Origin of the sequence: Haloferax namakaokahaiae, from assembly GCF_042663225.1 — an archaeon.
Classification (GTDB): domain Archaea; phylum Halobacteriota; class Halobacteria; order Halobacteriales; family Haloferacaceae; genus Haloferax; species Haloferax namakaokahaiae.
This window is the reverse complement of the sequence record NZ_JBHTAA010000005.1, coordinates 1512899-1533784: the sequence shown is the minus strand read 5'-3', so window position 1 is coordinate 1533784 and position 20886 is coordinate 1512899. Positions and strand designations below refer to the sequence as shown.

The window sequence follows — 20886 nt, the reverse complement described above, 5'->3', positions numbered from 1 at the left end:
ATGGGCATTATCGATTCTGGTCTGTACAAAATGGTTCTTTCAGCGTGACCGACTCGCGCCCTGTATTCAGCACGGACTCAGCAAACTATCAGCGACTGGGGATTTCAACAGAGCCGTCGCAGTGGAAAACTAGCCGCGCCGGAATCGTGCGAGTCCAGCCACGACCAACAGCGCACAGACCGCAGCGAACAGTCCGAATCCGGGCGTGTCGGTGTCGGTCGTCGTCTGGTCGGGAGTCGAAGTCGTGGGCGTCGCGGTCGTCGTTGCCGCCGAATCGTCCTCGGTCGTCGCAGTCGTCGCCGTCGCAGTCGGCGTCTGTGCCTGCCCGCGAACCGTGACCGTCCCGGCGGTGACGCCATCGACGGACACGCTTCGGACGCCGCCCGTTTCGAGTCGGGTACCGACGGTAATCGACCGGCGCTCGCCCGCATCGAGCGTGACCGTCTTCGACCCGACGACCGACCCGTTGGCCGTCACGACGACTTCCTTCTTCACCGCGAGACCGCGCGGGTTGACGAGTTCGACCGCCACCGGGAGCGACTCGCCGGGAGTGACGCTCGCTTTCGTCAGCGCCGCGCCCTCGACAGTGAACAGCGTGCCCGATTCGACGCCGACGACGAACTCCGAGAACCCGGGCGACGTGGCCCGGAGCGTGTAGGTGCCGTCGTGTGCTTCGGCGCTCGTCTCCAAGCGCTGCCACTCGCCGTCGTGGTAGCGATAGAGCGCGAGTTCGTCCGCCTCGAAGCCGAGTTCGTCGAGTCGCGCCGCGTCGATATCGAGCGCGAACTCGGCCGAGTCGATGGATTCGTCGTCGAGTTCGTGGTCAACGCGGACCGACCCGAGGACGACACCGTCGAACGCGGGCGTCGCGTTTTCGGTCGTCTCCTCGCCGGTCGGACTCTGCCCGCTCGCGTCCGCCATCGACGCCGCTCCGTCGAGCAGTGGCGAGCGCCCCGACAGGGCGAGCGAGTAGTTCTCGTTGCCGTCGGTCGTGACCGTCAACCGCGTGAGGTTCATCCCCTCGGTCTCCAGTTCGCCGCCGAGGTCGATTGCGACGGGGCGATTGCGACCGGGGTTTTCGACCGAGACGTTCGTTTCGCGCTCGTCATCTTCGACGCTGACGACGGGGTCGGGTGCCGGGGGTGCGGACTTGCTGTCGTCCGAACTGCTGCTGTCGTCCGAGCCGCCGTCGTCGCCGCCAGAGTCACCATCGTCTGACCCGTCGTCGCCGCCATCGCCGCCGTCACCCGAGTCGTCCGCGCCCGAAATCGAGACGGACCCGGACTCGCCGTTCGCGCCGTCGTTGCCAGTCGCGTCCTCGGCGGTCTGGAGCGTCACGGTCGCGGTTCCGTCGGCGGGCGACTCCCACGTCGCCACGTACCCCGACCCGACCGCGGTAAAGGAGTCGGTTTCGAGCGTCACCGAGTCGGTCCCGGAGACGTCGGCGACGATGGTCGTCAGCGTCTCGTCGGTCGAGAAACTCACCTGCACCGTCTGGCCGGTCGGGTTCGAGACGGTGAAGTCGGTCACCGCCGGCGGCGTGTCGAGCGAGAGCGTGTTCGTCAGTTCGTGCTGGGTGTTGCCGTCGGTGTCGGTGGCCAAGATATCCACGTCGTAGTCGCCGTCTTCGCTGGCCGAGGATTCGTCCACGGTCGTGGTGCCCTCGTAGGTGCCGTTGCCGGTGTCGGTGAGGACGACGGCCGAGCCAGCGCCGAAGTCCGACGCGTCGGCCGTGACTGCACTCACTCCGGTGTCGTCGCTGACGTTCGCGCGAATCGTGAGTTGGTCGCCGTCGGCCACGCTGCCGTCGCCGTCCGTGGTATCGACGAGCGTCGCGTTCGTCACGCTCGGTCCGTCGGCGACCACGGTGAGTGATGCGGTGGTGAGACTCCCGGTGTTCCCGACCGAATCTTCGACGACGATAGTCGCCGACTGCGTGCCGTCCGACGCGCCAGACCCGACGGTGACGGTCGTCTCGTAGGTGCCGTCGCCGTCGCCGTCGGTCAGTTCGACCGCCGACCCGACGCCGAAGTCAGAGACGTAGGCGGTCACCGACTCGACGCTCGTCGTCGCGTCCGAGACGCTCACGCTGAGCGAGAGCGTGTCGCCGACGCTCACGTTTCCGTTCCCGTCGCTCGCATCTGACAAGGTGCCGCTGGCCGTCGTCGGAGCGGTCGTATCGAGGGTCAGCGTGCCGGTTTGCGTGGTGTTGACCGTTCCGGCGTCGTCCGTCGCATCGAGGGTGAGACGCTGGTCGCCGTCGGTCGAGACGTTCGATTCGTTGACGACGACTGTCGCGGAGTACGTGCCGTCGCTGTCGCCGTCCGAGAGCGAGACGTTGGTCCCTGCACCGAAGGCCGAGGCGTTGGCGGTCACGGCGGCAACTCCCGTCGCGTCGGTCACGTCCGCCCAGACGACGAGTACGTCTCCGTCGCTGACGATGCCGTCGCCGTCGGTCGAATCCGAGAGCGAGACGTTCGTCACCGTCGCCGGCGTCGTATCGAGAGTCACCTGCGACGTGGTCGTCGATTGGACGTTCCCCTGTCCGTCGGTTGCGTCGAGGGTCACGTCGTGGTCGCCGTCGGCCGAGGCGTTCGCGGCATCGACGGTGACGGTGGCGGTGTAGGTGCCGTTTCCGGCGTCCGAGAGCGAGACGTTCGTTCCCGCGCCGAAGGCCGAGGCGTCGGCCGTGACGTTCGCAATCGTCGTCGCGTCGGTCACGTTCACTGAGAATGTGAGCGTCGCACCGTCGCCGACGATACCGTTTCCGTCGGTCGAATCGGTGAGGCTCGCGTCGGTGAGCGTGGGTGGGGTCGTATCGAGTGTCGGCCCACTGCCCGTGTCGGTTCCTTCGTTGCCGGCGGTGTCGAGCGCCGAGAAGGTGACGCTGTGCGCGCCGTCGGTCGTCCCGGATGCCGAAGCGGTGACGGTTGCGGTGTAGATGCCGTCGCTGTCGCCGTCCGAGAGCGAGACGTTCGAATCCGCGCCGTAGGCCGAGGCGTCGGCGGTGACGTGCTGGAGTGCCGCGGCATCGGCAACCTCGACCGAGAGGGTGAGTTGGTCGCCGTCGGCGACTGCCCCGTTGCCGTCAGTCGCGTCGGCCACCGAGCCGTTGGTGAGCGTCGGTGCGGTCGTATCGAGCGTTATCTCGCCGGTCGTGTCGTTCTTCGTGTTGTATCCGGCGTCCGCGACGGTGACGGTGACGGAGTAGTTGCCGTCGGGCGAGGCCGAACTTCCATCGACCGTGACGGTCGTCTCGTAGGTGCCGTCGCTGTCGCCGTCCGAGAGGGAGACGCTCGCGCCGGCACCGAAGTCCGAGAGGTTCGCAGTGACCGATTCGACCGAACTCTCGGCGTCCGAGACGGTCGCGCTCACGGTGAGCGAGTCGCCGTCGCCGACGAGGTCGTCGCCGTCGTCTGAGAGACTGACGCCCGAGATGGTCGGCACTTGGGTATCGACGGTCAGACTCCCGGTGCCGACGGTTCGGGTGCGGTTCTGCGCGTCTTCGGCGACCACGGTGAGCGACTGCGACCCGCCGGTCGCGTTCGCGCCATCGACGGTGAACGTCGCCTCGTAGCGGTCGCCGCCAGCGGGCGTCAGTTCGACGGTTCCCGCGCCGAAGACCGACGCGTCGGCCGTGACGTTCTGAATCGACGTCGCGTCGGTGACGTTCGCGCTGACAGTGATAGAATCGCCGTCTGCGACGACGCCGTTCGCGTTCGTCGCGTCGGTGAGATTCGCGTCCGAGACGACCGGTGCAACGGTGTCGAGGGTGAGCGACCCCGCCGACCCGGTTCGCACGTTGCCGGCCGCATCGGTCGCGTTGACGGTGATTGCATAGGTGCCGTCGGGCGAGGCGCTTGCGTTATCGACGGTGGCCGTCGTCGTGTACGTCGTCCCCGAATCGAACGAGAGCGTGACCACGCCCGCGCCGAAGTCCGAGAGGTTCGCGGTGACGGTATCGACGCCGCTCTCGGCGTCCGAGACGGTGGCCGAGAGGGAGATGGTCTCGCCGTCGCCGACGACCCCGTCGCCGTTGGTCGCGTCCGACGCGCTCGGACTGAACGAACCCGGTTCGGTCGCATCGAGGGTGAGCGCACCGGTCGTCGCCGACGCGGCGTTTCCGTCGTCGTCGGCCGCGTCGATGTCTACCGAGTAGTCGCCGTCAGGCGATGCGCTCGCGGCATCGACGGAGACGGTGGCGGTGTAGGTGCCGTCGCTGTCGCCGTCGGAGAGGACGACCGCCGACCCAGCGCCGAAGTCAGAGAGGTTCGCGGTGACGCTCCCGACAGTCGTCGCGTCGGTGACGTTCACGCTGACGGTGAGCGAATCGCCGTCGGCGACCAGTCCGTCGCCGTCGTCCGAGATGGTCGCGTCGGTGAGCGTCGGCGCGGTCGTATCGAGGGTGAGCGCGCCGGTCGTCGCGTTCGATTGTTTCGACTTCTCGTCGGTCGCGGTGACGTTGACGGAGTAGTCGCCGTCGGCCGAGGCGTTCGCGGCATCGACCGAGACGGTGGCGGTGTAGGCGCCGTCGCTGTCGCCGTCCGAGAGGACGACGGCCGCGCCAGCGCCGAAGTCGGAGAGGTTCGCGGTGACGCTCTGGACGGACACCGCGTCGGTGACGTTCGCGCTGATGGTGACCGAGTCGCCGTCGGCGACGACGCCGTTTCCGTTCGTCGCGTCCGCGAGCGTCACGTCGGTGACGTTCGGCGCGAGCGTGTTCAGCGCGAGCGTGTTTGTCGTACCTGCGCGCGCGTTGTCGCCGTCGTCCGCGGCCGTCACGCCCACGTCGTAGTGGCCTTCGCCCGAACTATTCGACGCGTTCACGGTGACGGTGGCGGTGTAGGTGCCGTCGCTGTCGCCGTCGGTGAGCGTGACGTTCGAATCCGCACCGAAGGCTGAGGCGTCGGCGGTGACCGACACCACGCCGCTCGTCGCGTCCGTGCTGTTCGCCCGGATTTCGACGCTGTCGCCGTCTTCGACGATGCCGTCGCCGTCGGTGTCGTCCACGAGCGTGACGTTCGTGAGCGTCGGCTTTTCGGTGTCGAGGGCGAGCGTGCCAGTCGTCGTCGAGTTGGTGTTGGCCTTCGCGTCCGTCGCGTCGATATCGACCGCGTAGTCGCCGTCCGCGGCGGCGTCCGCGTCTTTGACCGTTCCGGTGAAGTCGTAGACGCCATCGCTATCGCCGTCGGTGAGTTGCTCGCTCTCGCCCGAGAACCCCCATCCGAAGTCGCTGGCGTCGAAGGTCACCTGCGTGACGCCGCTGGTGTCGTCGCTGACGTTCACGCGGACGGTGAACTGGTCGCCGTCTGCGAGGACGCCGTCGCCGTCGGTCGCGTCGATGACCGTCGCGTTCGACAGCGTGGGCGCGGCGGTGTCTATCGTCGCCGTGTCCGTCTGGTTCGACCCGCCGTTGAGACCGGTCGAGTCGTTGGCGACGTACAACTCCGCGGTGAAGTCGCCGTCGGTGGTCGCGTTCCACGTGGCGGTGTAGGTGCCGCTCGAATTACTGAAATCGCCCTCCGTGAGCGTCGTCGTGGCCGGGCCGGTGACCGCGACTTCGACGTCCGTCAGGTTCTCCGAGGAGTCGAACGAGACGGTGAGGTTCTGTCCCGACGGGTTGGTGACGCTGTAGGCGGTGATATCGGGCGGCGCGCTGATGGCCAGCGGCGCGCTCTCGTTCGTCGTCGTCTGGCCGGCTTGGTCGGTCGCCGAGACGGTGATGTTGTAGTAGCCGTCGGGCGAGGCGGCCGCGCCGTCGGCCGTGACGGTGGCGTTGTAGGTATCACCGCCCGCGTTCGTCAGGACGACGGCCGCCCCCGCACCGAAATCGGAGAGGTCGGCGGTGAGTTGTGCGCTATCGAGCGTCGGTCCTGACGGGCCGTCGCTGATGGTCGCTTCGATATCGAAGGTGTCGCCGTCGTTGACGACGCCGTCGCCGACGGCGCTCCCGGTGTACTGGACGTTCGTGACCACCGGCGCGCTCGTGTCGATAGTCAGGTTGCCGGTGGTCGCGTTTCGCTCGTTTCCACTCCCGTCGGTGTCCGTTACGGTGAGCGTCACCGACTGGTTGCCCTCGGTGACCGGGCCGCCCGACCCGACGGTGAGCGTCGTCTCGTAGGTGTCGCCGCCGACGTTCGTGAGCGACTCGGCCGCGTCGCCGCCGAAGGCACTCAAATTGGCCGTCACCGACCCGACGCTCGTGGTGTTCTCGACGACGGTTGCGCTGACGGTGACGTCGTCGCCCGAGGTGACGAAGCCGTTGCCGTCGGTGTCGTCGGAGAGCGTGAGTCCGGAAATCGTCGGGGCGGTGGAATCGACGACGACGGTTCGGGTCTCGCCGTTCGCGCCGTTGATGCCGTCCGAGCCTTTGGCAATTAGAACTTCGACGGTGAAGTTGCCGTCTTCTGGCGTCGTGCCAACGGCGGTGTAGTGGTACGGCGCGGAGCCATTAGCGGTTGAAAAATCGTCTTCGTTGAGGCTGTTGTCGAGTTTTTCGATGCCGCTCAAACCGCTCGCCGAACTGTTGTAAATCCCGACGTCGATCTGTTGGAGCGATTTGGACGAGGTGAAACTCACCTCGATAGTTCGCCCCGATTTGCTCACGACGGTCAGGTTGGAAATCTCCGGCGCGGTCGCCGCGGCGACGACTCCCGCTTCCGAGCCGAGGTCGGTCGTCGCTACCGGACCGACGACCATTCCGGCGACGACGAGCAGACCGACGACGAGGAGTCTCGCCCCTGTTCGCGCGCTCCGACTCACGGCTCAGTTTTGATAGTGACGACGTGCATTCGACTTCGACTCATCTCTAACCGCGTCTATCTACCGAAAGACCACACTTCGCCGTGATAATGATATGGTCGAAATTATCAGTTCTGTTATTTAGCTCTCCGTTCACCACTGGCGAGTCGGCCGATTACTCGGCGGCGAGACCGATACCGAGTGCGACCATCACGCCGCCGCCGACCCAGCTCAGCCGCGACGAGACGCGCGGTGATTCGAGAGCGGCACCCGCCCGTCGAGACGCGAGCGCGACCAGACAGAGATACACCGCCGTGAGCACGGCGTACGTCGCGCCGAGCAGTGCCATCCGCTCTGTCGTTCCCGGGCCGTTCCCTGCGAACCCCGGCAGGAACGCGAGAAAGAACAGCGCGACTTTCGGGTTCAGCGCGTTCACCAGCACGCCGCGTCGAAAGCTTCCGTCCGGGCTCGTCTCGACCTGCGGGTCGAACTCGCGGTTTCGAATCGCCGAGATACCGAGGTAGACGAGGTAGACCGCGCCCGCGTACTTCACGACCTGATAGGCGACGGGGGCGGCCCGAAGGAGCGCGGCGAGTCCGAGCGTCGCCGCCATCGTGTGGAAGAGGACGCCGGTTGCGACACCGAGCGCCGAGCGAATCCCCGACTGTCGGCCCTGCACGCCGCGGGCGAGGACGTACATCGTGTCGGGACCGGGCGTGAGAATGAGCGCTATCGCCGCGGCACAGAACGCGAGATACGTCGGAACCGAGAGACCGGTGAGTCCCGTCATGGTCGTCTTTCAGTGTCGGCCGGGATGAACGTGGTGCTGCTCACGGGGAGACCTGATTCTCCAGTCCCGAGTCGATTCCCTCGTCGGCGATTCGCTCGACGTTCCGCGACAGGATATCCGCCACCCGCGTCCAGTAGTGTGGCGTGTAGCCGGAGACGTGGGGCGTGAGGTAGACGTTCTCGAAGTCCCACAGCGGGTGGTCGTTCGGGAGCGGTTCGGGGTCGGTCACGTCGAGTGCGGCGGCGTGGATACGCCCCTTCTGGAGCGCCGAGACGAGCGCGTCGGTTGCGACCACGCCGCCGCGGGCGACGTTCACCAACACGGCGTTCGGCGGGAGCGCACCGAAGGAGTCGCCGTCTATCAACTCCCGGGTCGCATCCGTCAGCGGGCAGGCGAGCACGAGATAGTCGGTTCGCGGGAGCACGGTGTCCAACTCGTCGAATCCCACGACTTCATCGACGCCGTCCGGGCCGCCCTTCTCGGGCGAGTAGCGCGCGCCAATCGTGGTGACGCCGAACGGGTCGAGGCGCTCGGTGATGGCCTGCCCAATCGCGCCGAGACCGACGACAGTGACGGTCGAACCCTTCAGTTCGCCCATCGCCTGGAAGTGCCGCCACTCGTTCCGCGCTTGGCGTCGCATCCCCTCGTCGAGTCGGCGGGTGACCATGAGCATCCAGCCGAGGACGTGCTCGGCGATGTTCGGGCCGTGGACGCCCGAGGCGTTGGTGACGACCACACCGCGCTCGCGGAGTTCCTCCATCGGGAGGTGGTCGTAGCCCGCAGCCGCCCCGGCGAACAACTGGAGGTTCTCGGCCGCGTCGAGCACGTCGTCCGGGAGGTGAACGCCCGTGATAACCGTGGCTTCTTCCGCGGCGTCCAGCGTTTCGGCGGTCGTCTTCGGGTGGTCGATAGGCACGTCGGGAAGGCGCTCGCGGAGGGCACGTGCGTACTGCTCGGCGGGCAATCCGTGCGTCGGTTGGTCGAGGACGAGAATACGGGTCATCGACTCAACGCTCGGGCGGAAGGCGAATAAGTCCGTGTGACAGCGGCAGGTGTGACTTCGTACGCTTGAGAGGCGTCTCAGGAAGTTGGGCAGACGATGACGCTCTCGCCGGTCGTCGTCTTCTCGACGCTCGCGGTGACGCGTTCGGTCTGGAGCGTGACGAGTACGACGACGTCCTGGAAGTCGGCTGACGACCCAGTCTGGGAGTTTCCGAGTTCGAAGAGGTAAATCGCCTCGTTGTCCGACAGCGAGATGTTGCCGTCGTCGTCGAGGTAGGGACCCACGTACGAACTCGCGGAATCCTGGTCGCCGAAGCCGGCGATGTTCGGCGGTTGGTCACCGTCGCGGAGGACGTACACCCAGCCGTCCGACTCGTTCGACCAGCGCGTTCGCGGGCTGATGTACACCCCGTTCTTGTCGGCGGTGGCCGCGACTTTGATTCCCGCTCCCGCTGGCTGGTCGGTGAAGGTGTGCGAGCGCGGGTTTCCGTTGTTGTTCACGTTGCCCGGCCACGGGTCGTAGCTGGCGTTTCCGACGGCGATATCGAGCCGAATGTCGATGTTCGGCCCGCCCGCCCCGTAGGTAAAGCCCGTGCCGAGCACCGTCACCTCTGCTTGGTAGCCGGAGTTGGGAACGACCGAACCGTCTTCGATGGTGAACCCTTCGCTCGCCACTGGAATCGTCTGCGTCGAGAGGATGTACGACTGGTCGTCGGTGGCGTGAGTGACCGAGACGTCGAGGCGGTCTGCCCCGGTGCAGACGGTGTCGGTGTCGATGTCGAGTTCTAAGCGTTCGCCTGCTGACCACGTCCCATCCGACAGGTCACCCGTCTCCGCCGGTTCGGCCCGGACGGTTCCGTTTCCCGTATTGAACTTGACGACGAGGTTTTCGGCCCGTACTTGGCCGCCAGCCTCGTGGACTAATACGATTTTCTGGTCGGTTATCGACGCGTTCTCGACGGAGATTTCGACTTGCCCTTGCTGTGAGAACATCGGCGCAGGCTCGTTGAGCGAGTCCGTGAAACCGAGAAACAGCACCACTGTCGTACCCGATAGGAGGACGATGATGACGACCATGAGCGCCACATCCATCACGGGTGAGATTGCTCGGGCGCGGTCTCTCGGCATTTCTCTATCGGGTTTTACTCAGAAATATAACTAAAAGTGTTCGATAAATGAAACCCGTATTTCATTTATACTCGTTTACACCATTCGCACATCGTGGCGACGCCGCGGCCGCGACGGATAAAGCCTTTACCAGCGCGACGGCCTAGAGGTGGACAATGGTACTCGACAATCTCGGGAGTTCACTCCGTGGCAGTCTCGATAAGCTACGGGGCAAATCCCGCCTCGACGAGGAAGACGTCCAAGAGATCGTCAAGGAGATTCAGCGCTCCTTGCTCTCTGCGGACGTCGATGTCAGTCTCGTCATGCAGCTTTCTGATTCGATTAAAGACCGGGCACTCAACGAGGAACCGCCGGGCGGTACGAGCGCCCGCGACCACGTCCTCAAAATCGTCTACGAGGAACTCGTCGGACTCATCGGCGACTCGACGGACATCCCGCTCCAACCACAGACCATCATGCTCGCCGGTCTGCAAGGGTCGGGCAAGACGACCACCTCCGCCAAGATGGCGTGGTGGTTCTCGAAGAAGGGACTTCGTCCCGCGGTCATCCAGACCGACACCTTCCGTCCCGGTGCCTACGACCAGGCCAAGCAGATGTGTGAGCGCGCGGAAGTCGAGTTCTACGGCGACCCCGACTGCGACGACCCGGTTCAAATCGCCCGCGACGGACTGGAAGCGACGAAGAACGCCGACGTGCACATCGTGGACACGGCCGGTCGCCACGCGCTCGAAGACGACCTCATCGACGAAATCGAAGAGATAGAGTCGGTCGTCCAACCCGACCTCAACCTGCTCGTCCTCGACGCGGCAATCGGGCAGGGCGCGAAAGACCAGGCCCACCAGTTCGACGAGTCCATCGGCATCGGCGGCGTCGTCATCACCAAACTCGACGGGACGGCGAAAGGTGGCGGTGCGCTGACCGCCGTCAACGAGACGGACTCCTCTATCGCGTTCCTCGGCATGGGTGAGACCGTCCAGGACATCGAGCGCTTCGAGCCGAACGGCTTCATCTCGCGTCTGCTCGGCATGGGCGACCTGAAGCAACTGTCCGAGCGCGTCGAGCGCGCGATGGCCGAGACGCAAGCGGAGGACGAAGACTGGGACCCCGAGGACATCATGAAGGGGAACTTCACCCTCAAGGACATGCAAAAGCAGATGGAGGCCATGAACAAGATGGGTCCGCTCGACCAGGTCCTCGATATGATTCCCGGTCTCGGCGGCGGTCTGAAGGACCAACTGCCGGACGACGCGATGGACGTGACCAAAGACCGCATGTTCGCTTTCGAGGTCATCATGGACTCGATGACCGAAGAGGAACTGGAGAACCCCCGCAAGGTCGGTGCCTCCCGCGTAAAGCGCATCGCCCAAGGCTCCGGCCGCGACGAGGAGACGGTCCAGGAACTCCTCGAACAGCACCGCATGATGGAGAAGACGCTCAAGCAGTTCCAGGGCATGGGCGACGGCGACATGCAGCGGATGATGAAGAAGATGCAGAAGCAGGGCGGCGGCGGCATGGGTGGCATGGGCGGCATGGGGCCGTTCTAATCCACTCGACCACGTCCGACTACCGGTTTCTCCCGAGTTCTCTCTTTGGTACCACGATTCCGGATACGCCCGACTTTTAACGTTCGCCCCCGTCGCACCTGACAATGACGGTACGAGATGTCGCAGTCGAGGCCTACCGCGAGGCCCTCCCCGCGCTCTCGACGAGCCTCGTGGGCGGTCTCATCGCGGGCGTCGTCCTCGGCGGCATGCGTGCCGAACTTCGGGCCGTTCCCGGATTGCTCGTCCTCGTTCCGGCGCTGCTTGCGACCCGGGGCAACGTCTACGGGTCGTTCGGCGCGCGAATTGCGACGGCGCTCCACCAGGGGCTTATCGAGCCGACGGTCACCGCCGGCGACACGCGATTGCGTGCGGCCGCCGCCGCCGCCATCTCGAACGGCATCCTCACCAGCACCTTCGCGTCTATCGTCGCGTTCTTCGTCTTGACCGCGCTCGGTGAGGCGGTCGCACCCCTCCCGATTCTCGTCGGTGTCGCCCTCGTCGCCGGCCTGCTCTCGGGTATCGTCCTCGCGGTGGTCGTCGTGACCGTCGTCTTCGCGGGCTACCGCCGCGGCTACAACCCCGACACCATCGTCGGTCCGGTCGTCACCACCACCGGCGACGTGTTCGGGATTCTGTTCCTCCTCATCGCCGTCCGAACCGTCCTCGTCGTCGCCGGGGTGTTCTGAGTGGCCACAGAGTGGACCGTGCGGACGATTACGCGCGCGATGCTCCCCGTGTTGCTCGTGCTCACGTTGGTCGAACTCGGGAGCGGACTCGTCCTGGGGAGTTTCGAGGCGACGCTGCTCGAATACCCCGCGTTGCTCGTGCTCGTGCCCGTCACCATCGGGACCGCCGGAAACCTCGGGAGTATCCTCGCCGCGCGTCTCTCCACGTCGTTCCACCTCGGGACGCTCTCGTTCTCGCCCGACGACGAGGAACTCGCCGGCAACGCCATCGCAACCGTCGCGCTCGCGCTGACGATGTTCCCCATCATCGGCGTGGGCGCGTGGGTGCTGACCTTCCTCGTCTCGGGGAGCACCGCGCTCTCACTCGGGACGATTCTCGTCGTCGCCGTGTCGAGCGGGGCGACACTCGCCGTCTTGGCCGTCGTCGTGACGTTCCTCGCCACGTACATCGCCTACCGGTTCGGTCTCGACCCCGACGACGTGGTGATTCCCGTCGTCACGAACGTCTGCGACGTACTCGGCGTGTTAGTGCTCTTCGCGGCGGCGCAAGTGTTCGTCTGAGTTCCGTCTCAAGCCGACCGACGCCGCTTAGTCTCCGCACTCCCGACCACGACGTGTGCAACCGTCGGCCGTCCTTCCCGTCGTCTTCGACGTGCTCCCGCGAGTCGCACGTATCTCGCTCTACATCGCCGTCGGCGTCTTCGCCGCGAACCTCGTCGTCAGCCTCGGTCTCGTGGAGCGAATCGCCGGTCTCTCTCGGTATCTCACGGGACCGGCGAACCTCCCGGACGAGGTCGGGACGGCTATCGTCACGACGGCGGCCTCGACGACCGCCGGATACGGGATGCTCGCCGAGTTCCGCGAATCGGGGGCACTCGACGACCGCGAGACTTTGATTGCGGTCACCATCAACACGTTCTTCGGGTTCGTCCAGCACATCTTCACCTTCTACTGGCCGGTGTTGATTCCCATTCTCGGGATGGAAGTCGGCCTGCTCTACGTCGGCGCACGCGCCGCTATCGCGCTCGCTATCACCGTCACCGGCGTCGCCGCTGGCGCGCTGTTGCTCTCGGACCGCGCTGGCAGTGCGACCGCGTCGGTCGAAACCGACGGTGCTGGCGACGACGATAACGACCAGACCAAGAGCGAGTTGGTCGAAGAAGCGGCCCGCAAGACGTGGGACAAACTGAGGCGACTGGTGCCGCGTCTCGCGGTCGTCTACGTGCTCGTGACGCTCCTCGTTCGGACGACCGACCTCGACGCGCTGACGGCGTTCGCCGACCCGCTCGCAACGCTCGTCGGTCTCCCCGGTGCGGCGGTCCCCGTGATTGCCGTGTTCGCGTTCGATACGACCGCCGGCGCGGCGACGATTGCCCCGCTCGTCGGCGAGACGTTCACCCCGACGCAGGCGGTTGCGACGATGCTTCTCGGCGGTATCGTCTCCTTTACCGTCTCGACGTTCAAGCGGTCGATTCCGTTTCAGTACGGCATCTGGGGACCCTCGTTCGGCTCGAAGGTCATCCTCGTCAACACCAGTTTGAAAATCGTGTTTATCGCCCTCGCGGTGGCGCTGTTGGTCGCTTAATCGGTCGCTATTCTCAGTCGCGGTCGGCGGGGTCGATTGGTTTACCGTCTTTCGTCGGCGGGGCGATGTGGTCGATGAGTTCCTCGACCGACGGGTCGCGGACGCGAACGTGGACTTCGATGTCGCCGAGTTCGTCCGGACTGCCGACCGAGAAGTTGACGACGCCTTTGAACGCCGCTTGCTTCTTGAGCGAGAACGAGAAGCCTTCGTCGTCCTGTCGCTTGGCGAATTCGCGGCGCGCCGTATCGAGGATGGTCTGTTCGTGCAGTTTCTCGGAGAAGCGTTCGAGTTCGTGCGACTCGCCGACCAGTCGGCCGGGTTCGGATTCGAGTTCGACCGCCGGGAAGATGTTCGAGACGGCGTCTCTCACGCGGTCGGTGACCTCCGTATCGCGGACTGGCGCTTCGATGCGAACGTCAACGCTGTAAATCATCGTTCGGCCTCCGCGACGGCTTCTGGGCCGTCGTCGAACAGGCGAGCGATTTTCTCCCGATACGCGTCGAGCGAGTCGGTGTTCTCGATGACCACGTCGGCGCGGTCCATCGCCTCGTCCATCCCGAAGTCGAGTTCGCGCGCCTCGCGCTTTTTCAGGGCTTCGAGGTCGGTGTCGCTCTCGTCGCGGCCGCGGTCCAACAGGCGTTCGGCGCGCATCTCGAACGGCGCTTCGACGCTCACGAGTACGAATTCGTCTCCGAACGCCTCGCGGAAGCAGTCGAGTTCGACGTCCGAACGAAGCCCATCGACGACCACGAGGTCGGTCGATTCGAGGTGCGACTCGACGACGGGAAGCGAGCGCGCCGCGATGGCGTCGTCGCCTTCTTCCTCGCGGAGTGCCTTCGCAATCTTCCCGTGGTCCGTCGCCGGGTCGAGCCCGCGGTTGCGACACTCTTGGCGGATGATGTCTCCCATCGTCACGACGGGAATCCCCGCCTCGCGGGCGACTTCGGCGAGTTCGCCCTTGCCGCTCCCGGGCAGGCCAACCGTCCCGATGACTCTCATGGGCGGTCATACCTCGTTGGCGCTGTTAAACCCCTCCCTTCGACCCGCCGCGTGATTTTTCCACCGTCCCATCGTGTATCCACTATGGCAGACCGTTCCCTCCTCGTTCGTGCCCTCTGGTTCGTCTTCATCGGCTGGTGGGCGACACCCGTCGTCGTCAACATCGCGTGGTTCCTCAACGCCACCGTCATCGGCATCCCGCTCGGGATTGCACTCATCAACCTCGTCCCGACCGTCCTCTCGCTCAAAGAGCCGCGAGAGCGCGATACACACGAGGGCCGGAGTCAGCACTCGTTCGTCGTTCGCGCCGTCTACTTCGTCTTCGTCGGCTGGTGGCTCAGTTGGTTCTGGGCGAACGCGGCGGCGTTCTTCGCGGTCACGATTATCGGCCTGCCGATTGCCTTCTGGATGTTCAATCGGCTCCCTTACGTGACCTCGCTGTACCGGTTCGACGGCTAGAAGCCGATTCGTTTTTCATTTGGCACCTGTTTGTGAGAGACGAGGGCGCGTAGCTCAGTTGGACAGAGCATCGGACTTCTAATCCGACGGCCGCGGGTTCGAATCCCGTCGCGCTCGTCATCTTCTGCGAGCGGCAGCGAGCAGTAGTGACGTCTCCGACAGGATTCGCGGCCCTACGAGACGAGCGGAGCGAGTCTCGTTTTGGTTCGAATCCCGTCGCAAACGCTTCGCGTTTGCTCAATCCCGTGAACTCCGTTCACTGAGTCCCGTTCGCGGTGCTCACGGGACTCCCGTCGCGCTCTTTTCGTAGCTCGTGGAAACCGCCGAGCGGCAGCGAGGCGTGTTGGAACGCCACGCAGCAGGATTTGAACCCTCGTCGTGCTCTTTTTGTGAAGGGCTATTGATTCTTAGAATGTGGTCTCCCGAAAGGCAGAACTGATTATTTTTGCCCTTCTGACGGGAATTCTATTTCGAGCAGCTGACTCGCAGGTGCCATTCTCCACCCTTTGGCTCGTTTTTCTCGGTGGGAGTCTTCTCAGTGCCGTCCTTCTCGTGAGAACCTATCGGCAGTATCAGTCTGAATGAGACGGTTGCACTCCGTGTTCAGTACAGTCTCGAAACATCACTAGCTGAGTCTACTGGAGGCCGAAAATGTCGCTCTCATCACTCGATTAACACACTCTTACCGCACGTAAGATTTCGTTATCCTCTCATCGTGGCAAACAATCATCAACTCCGGCGTGAAAACGGAGCTATGGTCATGTCACCGTTTTCGCCGCCGTCGCTCTTCGAACACACCTTCGACCACGCCGTCGTCTACGGAGACGCCGAAAAAGAGGTCGTCCTACACGAAGGGTCGGTTCGAATTCTCGGCAATGGATGGGTCGAAGTCTCGGACGGTCGGGTGTTCTCGCCGAACGCCGTCCACCACATCGACGGCGAACGGTAGTTAGACGAGTTGCAACTCGCGGCCACACTCGGGGCACGTCTCATCGACGATAGTCACCGAGGCGTCGCAGTCCGGACAGAACTCTCGGTAGCACGCTCTGTCGCCCATAGTTCGCCTACACGCGCCAGCGCCGAAACCGTTCGGGTGGCTACTCGTCGGCGATGTCGGGGGCGGGACCGACGAAGTTCGCGCCGATTTCGTCGCTGTACAGTTGAGCGTAGACGCTCGGGAGCGCGAGCAACTCGTCGGGCGTGCCGTCTTCTAAGATGTCGCCGCCGTCCGTGACGATGATTCGGTCCGCGTCGCGGGCGATGGCGGCGCTGTCGGTGGCGACGACGAGCGGTCTATCTTCACTTCGTATCGAGGCGAGTGTCGCACGAAGGCGAGAGGGTGCGGTGGGGTGGGGTGCGTGGATGACGGGCGTGACGCCGGGGAGGACCGTGGTGGCGACAGCGGCCGCTTCGGCGACGCGCGGGCTGACGACTGCGAGAAACGGCGGTCGTCTGGACGGGTCGAGGGGGTCCGAGACGGTAGGGCTGTCCGTAGTCCCGGTGGAAGTCATACCTTGGTAGTCGATGCCATGGGTCATAAGTAGGCGTCGGCGATTCACCGTTTCGGTGTGTCTAACCGCAAAATTATGGCGATTTGTCGAATACTGTGTCGGAAAAGTAGCTGTTTCAAAACTCTCGGGCGTTCGTAATCCGACGGCCGTCTCGTGGGGGTTCGTTTACGTCGCTGTTAACGACGGTTTCAGTCGTGGACCGACGGCTGACGGGTGTGAAACGGTCGAAAATGATGTGAAACCGAGCCGATGGTCGAACGTCGATACGGGAGTCAGGTGGTGAGTGGATGGTGGCCTATGGAGAATCGGTTTCTCCGATTTTCACATAGCACCGCCCATGCCGCCCATACCGCCCATGCCACCCATGCCGCCGCCCATGCCGCCGGGTGCGCCGCCTTCGTCGTCGTCGTCACCGACCTGACCACCGGAGAGGTCGCCAGCGGCGATGACGTCGTCGATGCGGAGAATCATGACAGCGGCTTCGGTCGCGGACTCGATGGCCTGCGTCTTGACGCGGAGGGGTTCGACGACGCCCTCTGCTTCCATGTCGATGACGTCGCCCGTGTAGGCGTCGAGACCGGCGGCGAACTCGCCGGCGTCGTGGCGCGAGCGAAGGTTGACGAGCGAGTCGATGGGGTCGAGACCGGCGTTCTCGGCGAGGGTGCGCGGGATGACGTCGAGCGCTTCAGCGAAGGCTTCGACGGCGAGCTGTTCGCGGCCGCCGACGGAGTCGGCGAACTCGCGGAGCGCGAGCGAGAGTTCCGTCTCGGGTGCGCCGCCGCCGGGGAGCACTTTGCCGTCTTCGAGCGTCGTGCGAACCACGCCGAGCGAGTCGTCGATGGCGCGTTCGAGTTCGTCCACGACGTGTTCGGTGCCGCCGCGGAGGATGAGCGTGACGGACTTCGCGTCTTCGACGTCTTCGACGAAGATGCGCTCGTCGCCGCCGACGTCCTTCTGTGCGACGGAGCCGGCGAAGCCGAGGTCGTCTTCTTCGAGGTCGTCGAGGTTGCTGACGACGCGGCCGCCCGTCGCGCGGGCGAGACGCTTGAGGTCCGAGGACTTGGCGCGGCGGACCGCGAGGATGCCCTCTTTTGCGAGGTAGTGCTGGGCCATGTCGTCGATGCCGTCGCCGACGAAGACCACGTCAGCACCGACATCAACGAGCTGGTCCACCATCTCCTTCAGCTGCTTCTCCTCTTGGTCGAGGAACTGCTGAAGCTGGTCGGGGTCGGTGACGTTGACCTCTGCGTCGATGGAGGTCTCCTTCACTTCGAGCGCGTCGTCGAGGATGGCGATGTTCGCGTCCTCGACGCCGAAGGGCATGTTCTCGTCAACGCGCGTCTTGTTGACGATGACGCCCTCGACGAGTTCGGAGTTGTTGATGGTGCCGCCGACGACCTTCTCGACGGAGATGTTGCCGGTGTCGATGCCGTCCTCGTCCTTGACTGCGAGCACGCCGTCCACGACGAGTTCGGCGAGCAGGTCCTTCGCGGACTCTGCGCCCTTGCCGGTCATCGCGGTCGCGGCGATCTTCAGGAGCGTCTCGCGGTCGTCCTCGGTCACGTCGATAGCCTTCGATTCGAGGACTTCCTTGGCCTTCTCGGCGGCCTGACGGTAGCCCTGTGCGATGGTCGTCGCGTGGACGTCAGAGTCGAGGAGGTCTTCGGCCTGGTCGAGCAGTTCGCCCGCGATGACGACTGCGGTCGTCGTGCCGTCTCCGACTTCGTCTTCCTGCGTCTCGGAGACCTCGACGATCATGTTCGCCGCGGGGTGGTCGATGTCCATCTCCTTGAGGATGGTGACGCCGTCGTTCGTGACGACGACCTGGCCCGACGAATCGACGAGCATCTTGTCCATCCCCTTGGGTCCGAGCGTCGTCCGTACGGCCTCGGCCACCGCCTTTCCGGCTGTGATGTTCATCGACTGTGCATCTTTACCGGAGGTTCGCTGCGAGTCTTCGCCCAGGATAATCATGGGCTGACCCTGCTGCATTCGCTGCGCCATGTTCAGCCCGTTCGTTGTTTGCGATTCTATAAAAATGTTTTGAACCATGGCATGTCAAAACCCGGCACGGTACGGCGGTTTCGATTCACAGACGGGGTCGAGTTTTCGGCCGCTTGTCGTCGCTGTCGCGGGTGGTGATTCGGGAGACTGGGCGTGGTTCGAGAAACCCACGGTCGGACGAGAGACTGAGTACACTCAAACGAAGGAGTCGTCAGTCAGAAAAAAACCGGTTCGTGGCAGTGCCGTATCGGTGTCGGCGATTACGTGTTGCGGACGTTGAAGCCCTGGGTCAGCTCGTTGTGCTTCCGTTCGAGGAAGGAGTACACCGCTCCGTGTGGGGCACCATCGAGAATCATCTCGACGGCGCGGCGAACTACCTGCACTTCTTCGGCCTTGCCGATGATACCGAGCGTCGAACCGTAGATGACCACGTCGGCACCGGTGAGTTCTTCCATGAGTTCGCGGGTGCGACCGTTCTCTCCGATGAGACGGCCCTTCTTCCGCCGCATGTCGTTCTTGTTCCGCGAGTGGCGGTCGATGTCGATGAGTTCGAACATCATCATGTCGTCTTGCAGGAGCGTGAGTGCGTCCTCGGGGGCGAATCCGCGGCCGACAGCGCGAACGATGTCGGGGGCAATCATGCCGAGGACGGGGTCGCCGACGCTGTCGATAGCGACGCTTCCGTTCTCCGAGTCGATATCCAATCGAACTTCGGCACGTTGCTCGATCTCTCGCATCGTCGAGCCACCTTCACCAATGAGAACACCGATACGGTCCTGCGGCACCTTGACGTGCTGCATAGGAGTCGATACCCGGTGGAACGGTTTAAGCGTTCGCTCGCGGGGGCGCTACGTGTCCTGTTCGCATACGTCGCTGCCGTGCAGGTGCGACCCAGCGAGCGTTCGAGACGTTACTCGTCGTCGGCTTCTTCCTCGGCAGTCACGAAGTCGAACAACTGGTCTGCGTCGGCGTCGGCACCTTGTCTGCTGAAGAATTTGGCGACGTTGCGGCAGTCGCGCTCCAAGAAGGAGACGGCGTTCGGGTGGTGAATCGTGACTGCTTGGCCGAGGTCGATGACGACGAGTTCGCCCTCGTGGATGATGAGGTTGTATTCGGAGAGGTCGCCGTGGACGAGACCGGCGCGATACAGGCGACGCATGTACTCGCGGACGACTTCGAAGGCGGTCTGCGGGTTCTCGACGTTGACCTCTGAGAGGCGTCGTGCTCGGTCGTCGGCGTGGCCGACGAGTTCCATGACGAGCACGTTGCGCTCGACGGCGATTGGGTTCGGGACGCGAACCCCCGCTCGCTGGGCGCGTTCGAGGTTGGCGTACTCCTTTCGGACCCACGCCATGACGACTTGGCCCTTGTCGTGGCCGATGCTCTGGAAGCGCGGGTCGCCTTCGAGGTAGTCGCGCATGTGGCGGAAGTCGGAGGCGTTGATGCGGTAGATTTTGACCGCCACGTCGGCTTCGTCGCCGCCGAGGGCCTCGAAGACGTTCGCCTCTTTGCCGGTCGAAATCGGGCCGCCGAACGCGTTGATGTAGCCGTCTTGGACGAGTTTGTAGATGGCCGCGAACGTCGCGTCGTCGAAGACGGACTGTTCGACTTTGAACTGGTCGGCGTCCTTGAGACGCATCCGAAACTCGTCGAAGTCTCTGTCCTTCCGTTTCGCTATGCGGTCCGCCGCCGAGTCGGAGAGGTCTATCTCCTCCCACTCGTCGCCGAACGCCTCCCCTTCTTGGGGTTCGACCAAGCCGAACTCGTCACTCATTGGACTGAGGCTACGGGAGGCGAGATGAAAAGCGCAAGGCTCTGCGTGTCGGGTCGAGCTGAGAACGTGAGTGCGAAGCGAGCGTTACTGGATGTGGCCTTCGCGGCGGAGTTGGTCGGCTTCGGACTTCTCGTATCGCCACGACACGTCTGCCTTCTCGTCTTGCCAGTCCCACGGTTCGACGAGCACAACGTCGTCTTCTCGAATCCAGATGCGTTTTTGCATCCGACCGGGGATGCGCGCGGTCCGCTCGACGCCGTCTGCACAGCGGACGCGAATACGATTGGCACCGAGCATGTTCGTCACGACGGCGAACACTTCGTCGTCGTTCGGCATTCGTAGGTCTCGGCGGCGCTCGTTCTCGTCGCTCATACGCCACGATTCTACGCCGTATTGTTTAAACCCGCCGACGTTTGTTCGCATTTGAACCTCCCACGGAGCGACGGCTTTAGGGCCGCAGGGCCTCGCGTTCGTGATATGCTCGATAAACTCGGCACGAAAGGTCTCGCCGGAATCGCCTGTCTCCTCGTCGGTATCGCTATCGTCGCCATCCAAGCGCCCATCGTCGCCGCCGGTCTCGCGCTCGTCGTCGCCGGACTCGGACTCGTCGCCAGCGGTCTCGCAGAGGGCGTGATGAAGATGTTCGGAATGGCCTGAGTCGGC

At 64.3% G+C, this 20886-nt stretch carries 18 protein-coding genes and 1 tRNA gene; 8 read left to right on the top strand and 11 right to left on the bottom strand.

What is annotated here, in order from left to right; all coding sequences use genetic code 11:
• Positions 1-129 precede the first annotated feature (129 nt).
• The 4 genes from ACFQJC_RS15730 to ACFQJC_RS15715 all read right to left on the bottom strand — a co-directional run bounded on the left by ACFQJC_RS15730 (position 130) and on the right by ACFQJC_RS15715 (position 9661).
• The gene (locus ACFQJC_RS15730) at positions 130-6762 is read right to left on the bottom strand and encodes a DUF7743 domain-containing protein (protein WP_390225128.1); all 6633 of its coding nucleotides are present in this window, start codon (positions 6760-6762) and stop codon (positions 130-132) included.
• A 154-nt stretch (positions 6763-6916) separates the two neighbouring features.
• Positions 6917-7531 carry a LysE family translocator gene (locus tag ACFQJC_RS15725; RefSeq protein WP_390225125.1) on the bottom strand — a complete coding sequence of 205 codons (615 nt, stop codon included), beginning with the start codon at positions 7529-7531 and terminating at the stop codon, positions 6917-6919.
• A 40-nt stretch (positions 7532-7571) separates the two neighbouring features.
• Entirely contained in the window at positions 7572-8534 is a 963-nt protein-coding gene (locus ACFQJC_RS15720; RefSeq protein ID WP_390225122.1) for a D-2-hydroxyacid dehydrogenase, read from the bottom strand.
• 77 nt (positions 8535-8611) lie between these two features.
• The gene (locus ACFQJC_RS15715) at positions 8612-9661 is read right to left on the bottom strand and encodes a type IV pilin domain-containing protein (RefSeq protein WP_390225121.1); all 1050 of its coding nucleotides are present in this window, start codon (positions 9659-9661) and stop codon (positions 8612-8614) included.
• A 155-nt stretch (positions 9662-9816) separates the two neighbouring features.
• Between ACFQJC_RS15715 and ACFQJC_RS15710 the strand changes: the two genes are divergently transcribed.
• From ACFQJC_RS15710 to ACFQJC_RS15695, 4 genes are all read left to right on the top strand, one after another.
• Positions 9817-11205, top strand: a complete 1389-nt coding sequence (locus ACFQJC_RS15710) for a signal recognition particle protein Srp54 (protein WP_390225119.1) — start codon at positions 9817-9819, stop codon at positions 11203-11205.
• A 104-nt stretch (positions 11206-11309) separates the two neighbouring features.
• On the top strand, positions 11310-11891 hold the full coding sequence (locus ACFQJC_RS15705; protein ID WP_390225117.1) for a magnesium transporter: 582 nt from the start codon (positions 11310-11312) through the stop codon (positions 11889-11891).
• Positions 11892-12452, top strand: coding sequence for a magnesium transporter (locus ACFQJC_RS15700; protein WP_390225115.1), 561 nt, complete (start codon positions 11892-11894; stop codon positions 12450-12452).
• A 55-nt stretch (positions 12453-12507) separates the two neighbouring features.
• Entirely contained in the window at positions 12508-13476 is a 969-nt protein-coding gene (locus tag ACFQJC_RS15695) for a nucleoside recognition protein (protein WP_390225113.1), read from the top strand.
• A 13-nt stretch (positions 13477-13489) separates the two neighbouring features.
• On the opposite strand, the gene ACFQJC_RS15690 is transcribed toward ACFQJC_RS15695, so the two are convergent.
• Both ACFQJC_RS15690 and ACFQJC_RS15685 read right to left on the bottom strand, forming a co-directional pair.
• Positions 13490-13909 (bottom strand): RNA-binding domain-containing protein, encoded by a 420-nt coding sequence (locus ACFQJC_RS15690; protein WP_390225111.1) that lies wholly within the window; start codon positions 13907-13909, stop codon positions 13490-13492.
• A complete protein-coding gene (locus ACFQJC_RS15685; RefSeq protein WP_390225110.1) occupies positions 13906-14475 on the bottom strand; it encodes an AAA family ATPase in 570 nt (189 codons plus the stop codon). Before ACFQJC_RS15685 ends, ACFQJC_RS15690 begins: the two co-directional genes overlap by 4 nt.
• 84 nt (positions 14476-14559) lie before the next feature.
• On the opposite strand from ACFQJC_RS15685, the gene ACFQJC_RS15680 reads away from it, so the two are divergent.
• The 3 genes from ACFQJC_RS15680 to ACFQJC_RS15670 all read left to right on the top strand — a co-directional run bounded on the left by ACFQJC_RS15680 (position 14560) and on the right by ACFQJC_RS15670 (position 15883).
• The gene (locus tag ACFQJC_RS15680; protein WP_390225108.1) at positions 14560-14934 is read left to right on the top strand and encodes a YccF domain-containing protein; all 375 of its coding nucleotides are present in this window, start codon (positions 14560-14562) and stop codon (positions 14932-14934) included.
• A gap of 43 nt (positions 14935-14977) precedes the next feature.
• A tRNA-Arg gene (locus tag ACFQJC_RS15675) sits at positions 14978-15051 on the top strand.
• A 637-nt stretch (positions 15052-15688) separates the two neighbouring features.
• Entirely contained in the window at positions 15689-15883 is a 195-nt protein-coding gene (locus tag ACFQJC_RS15670; RefSeq protein ID WP_390225106.1) for a hypothetical protein, read from the top strand.
• Between the two features lie 148 nt (positions 15884-16031).
• Here the strand turns inward: ACFQJC_RS15670 and ACFQJC_RS15665 are convergent, their stop codons facing one another.
• From ACFQJC_RS15665 to eif1A, 5 genes are all read right to left on the bottom strand, one after another.
• Positions 16032-16445, bottom strand: a complete 414-nt coding sequence (locus tag ACFQJC_RS15665; protein ID WP_390225104.1) for a hypothetical protein — start codon at positions 16443-16445, stop codon at positions 16032-16034.
• A 321-nt stretch (positions 16446-16766) separates the two neighbouring features.
• Positions 16767-18419, bottom strand: a complete 1653-nt coding sequence (thsA, locus tag ACFQJC_RS15660; RefSeq protein ID WP_390225642.1) for a thermosome subunit alpha — start codon at positions 18417-18419, stop codon at positions 16767-16769.
• A 290-nt stretch (positions 18420-18709) separates the two neighbouring features.
• The gene (locus ACFQJC_RS15655) at positions 18710-19249 is read right to left on the bottom strand and encodes a KH domain-containing protein (protein WP_390225102.1); all 540 of its coding nucleotides are present in this window, start codon (positions 19247-19249) and stop codon (positions 18710-18712) included.
• A 110-nt stretch (positions 19250-19359) separates the two neighbouring features.
• A complete protein-coding gene (gene rio1, locus ACFQJC_RS15650) occupies positions 19360-20223 on the bottom strand; it encodes a serine/threonine-protein kinase Rio1 (protein ID WP_390225100.1) in 864 nt (287 codons plus the stop codon).
• Positions 20224-20307: 84 nt separating this feature from the next.
• Positions 20308-20595, bottom strand: a complete 288-nt coding sequence (gene eif1A / locus ACFQJC_RS15645) for a translation initiation factor eIF-1A (protein ID WP_390225098.1) — start codon at positions 20593-20595, stop codon at positions 20308-20310.
• Between the two features lie 105 nt (positions 20596-20700).
• Here eif1A and ACFQJC_RS15640 point away from each other — a divergent pair, with 105 nt between their 5' ends.
• Positions 20701-20880, top strand: coding sequence for a DUF7470 family protein (locus ACFQJC_RS15640; protein ID WP_390225096.1), 180 nt, complete (start codon positions 20701-20703; stop codon positions 20878-20880).
• Positions 20881-20886: the final 6 nt, after the last annotated feature.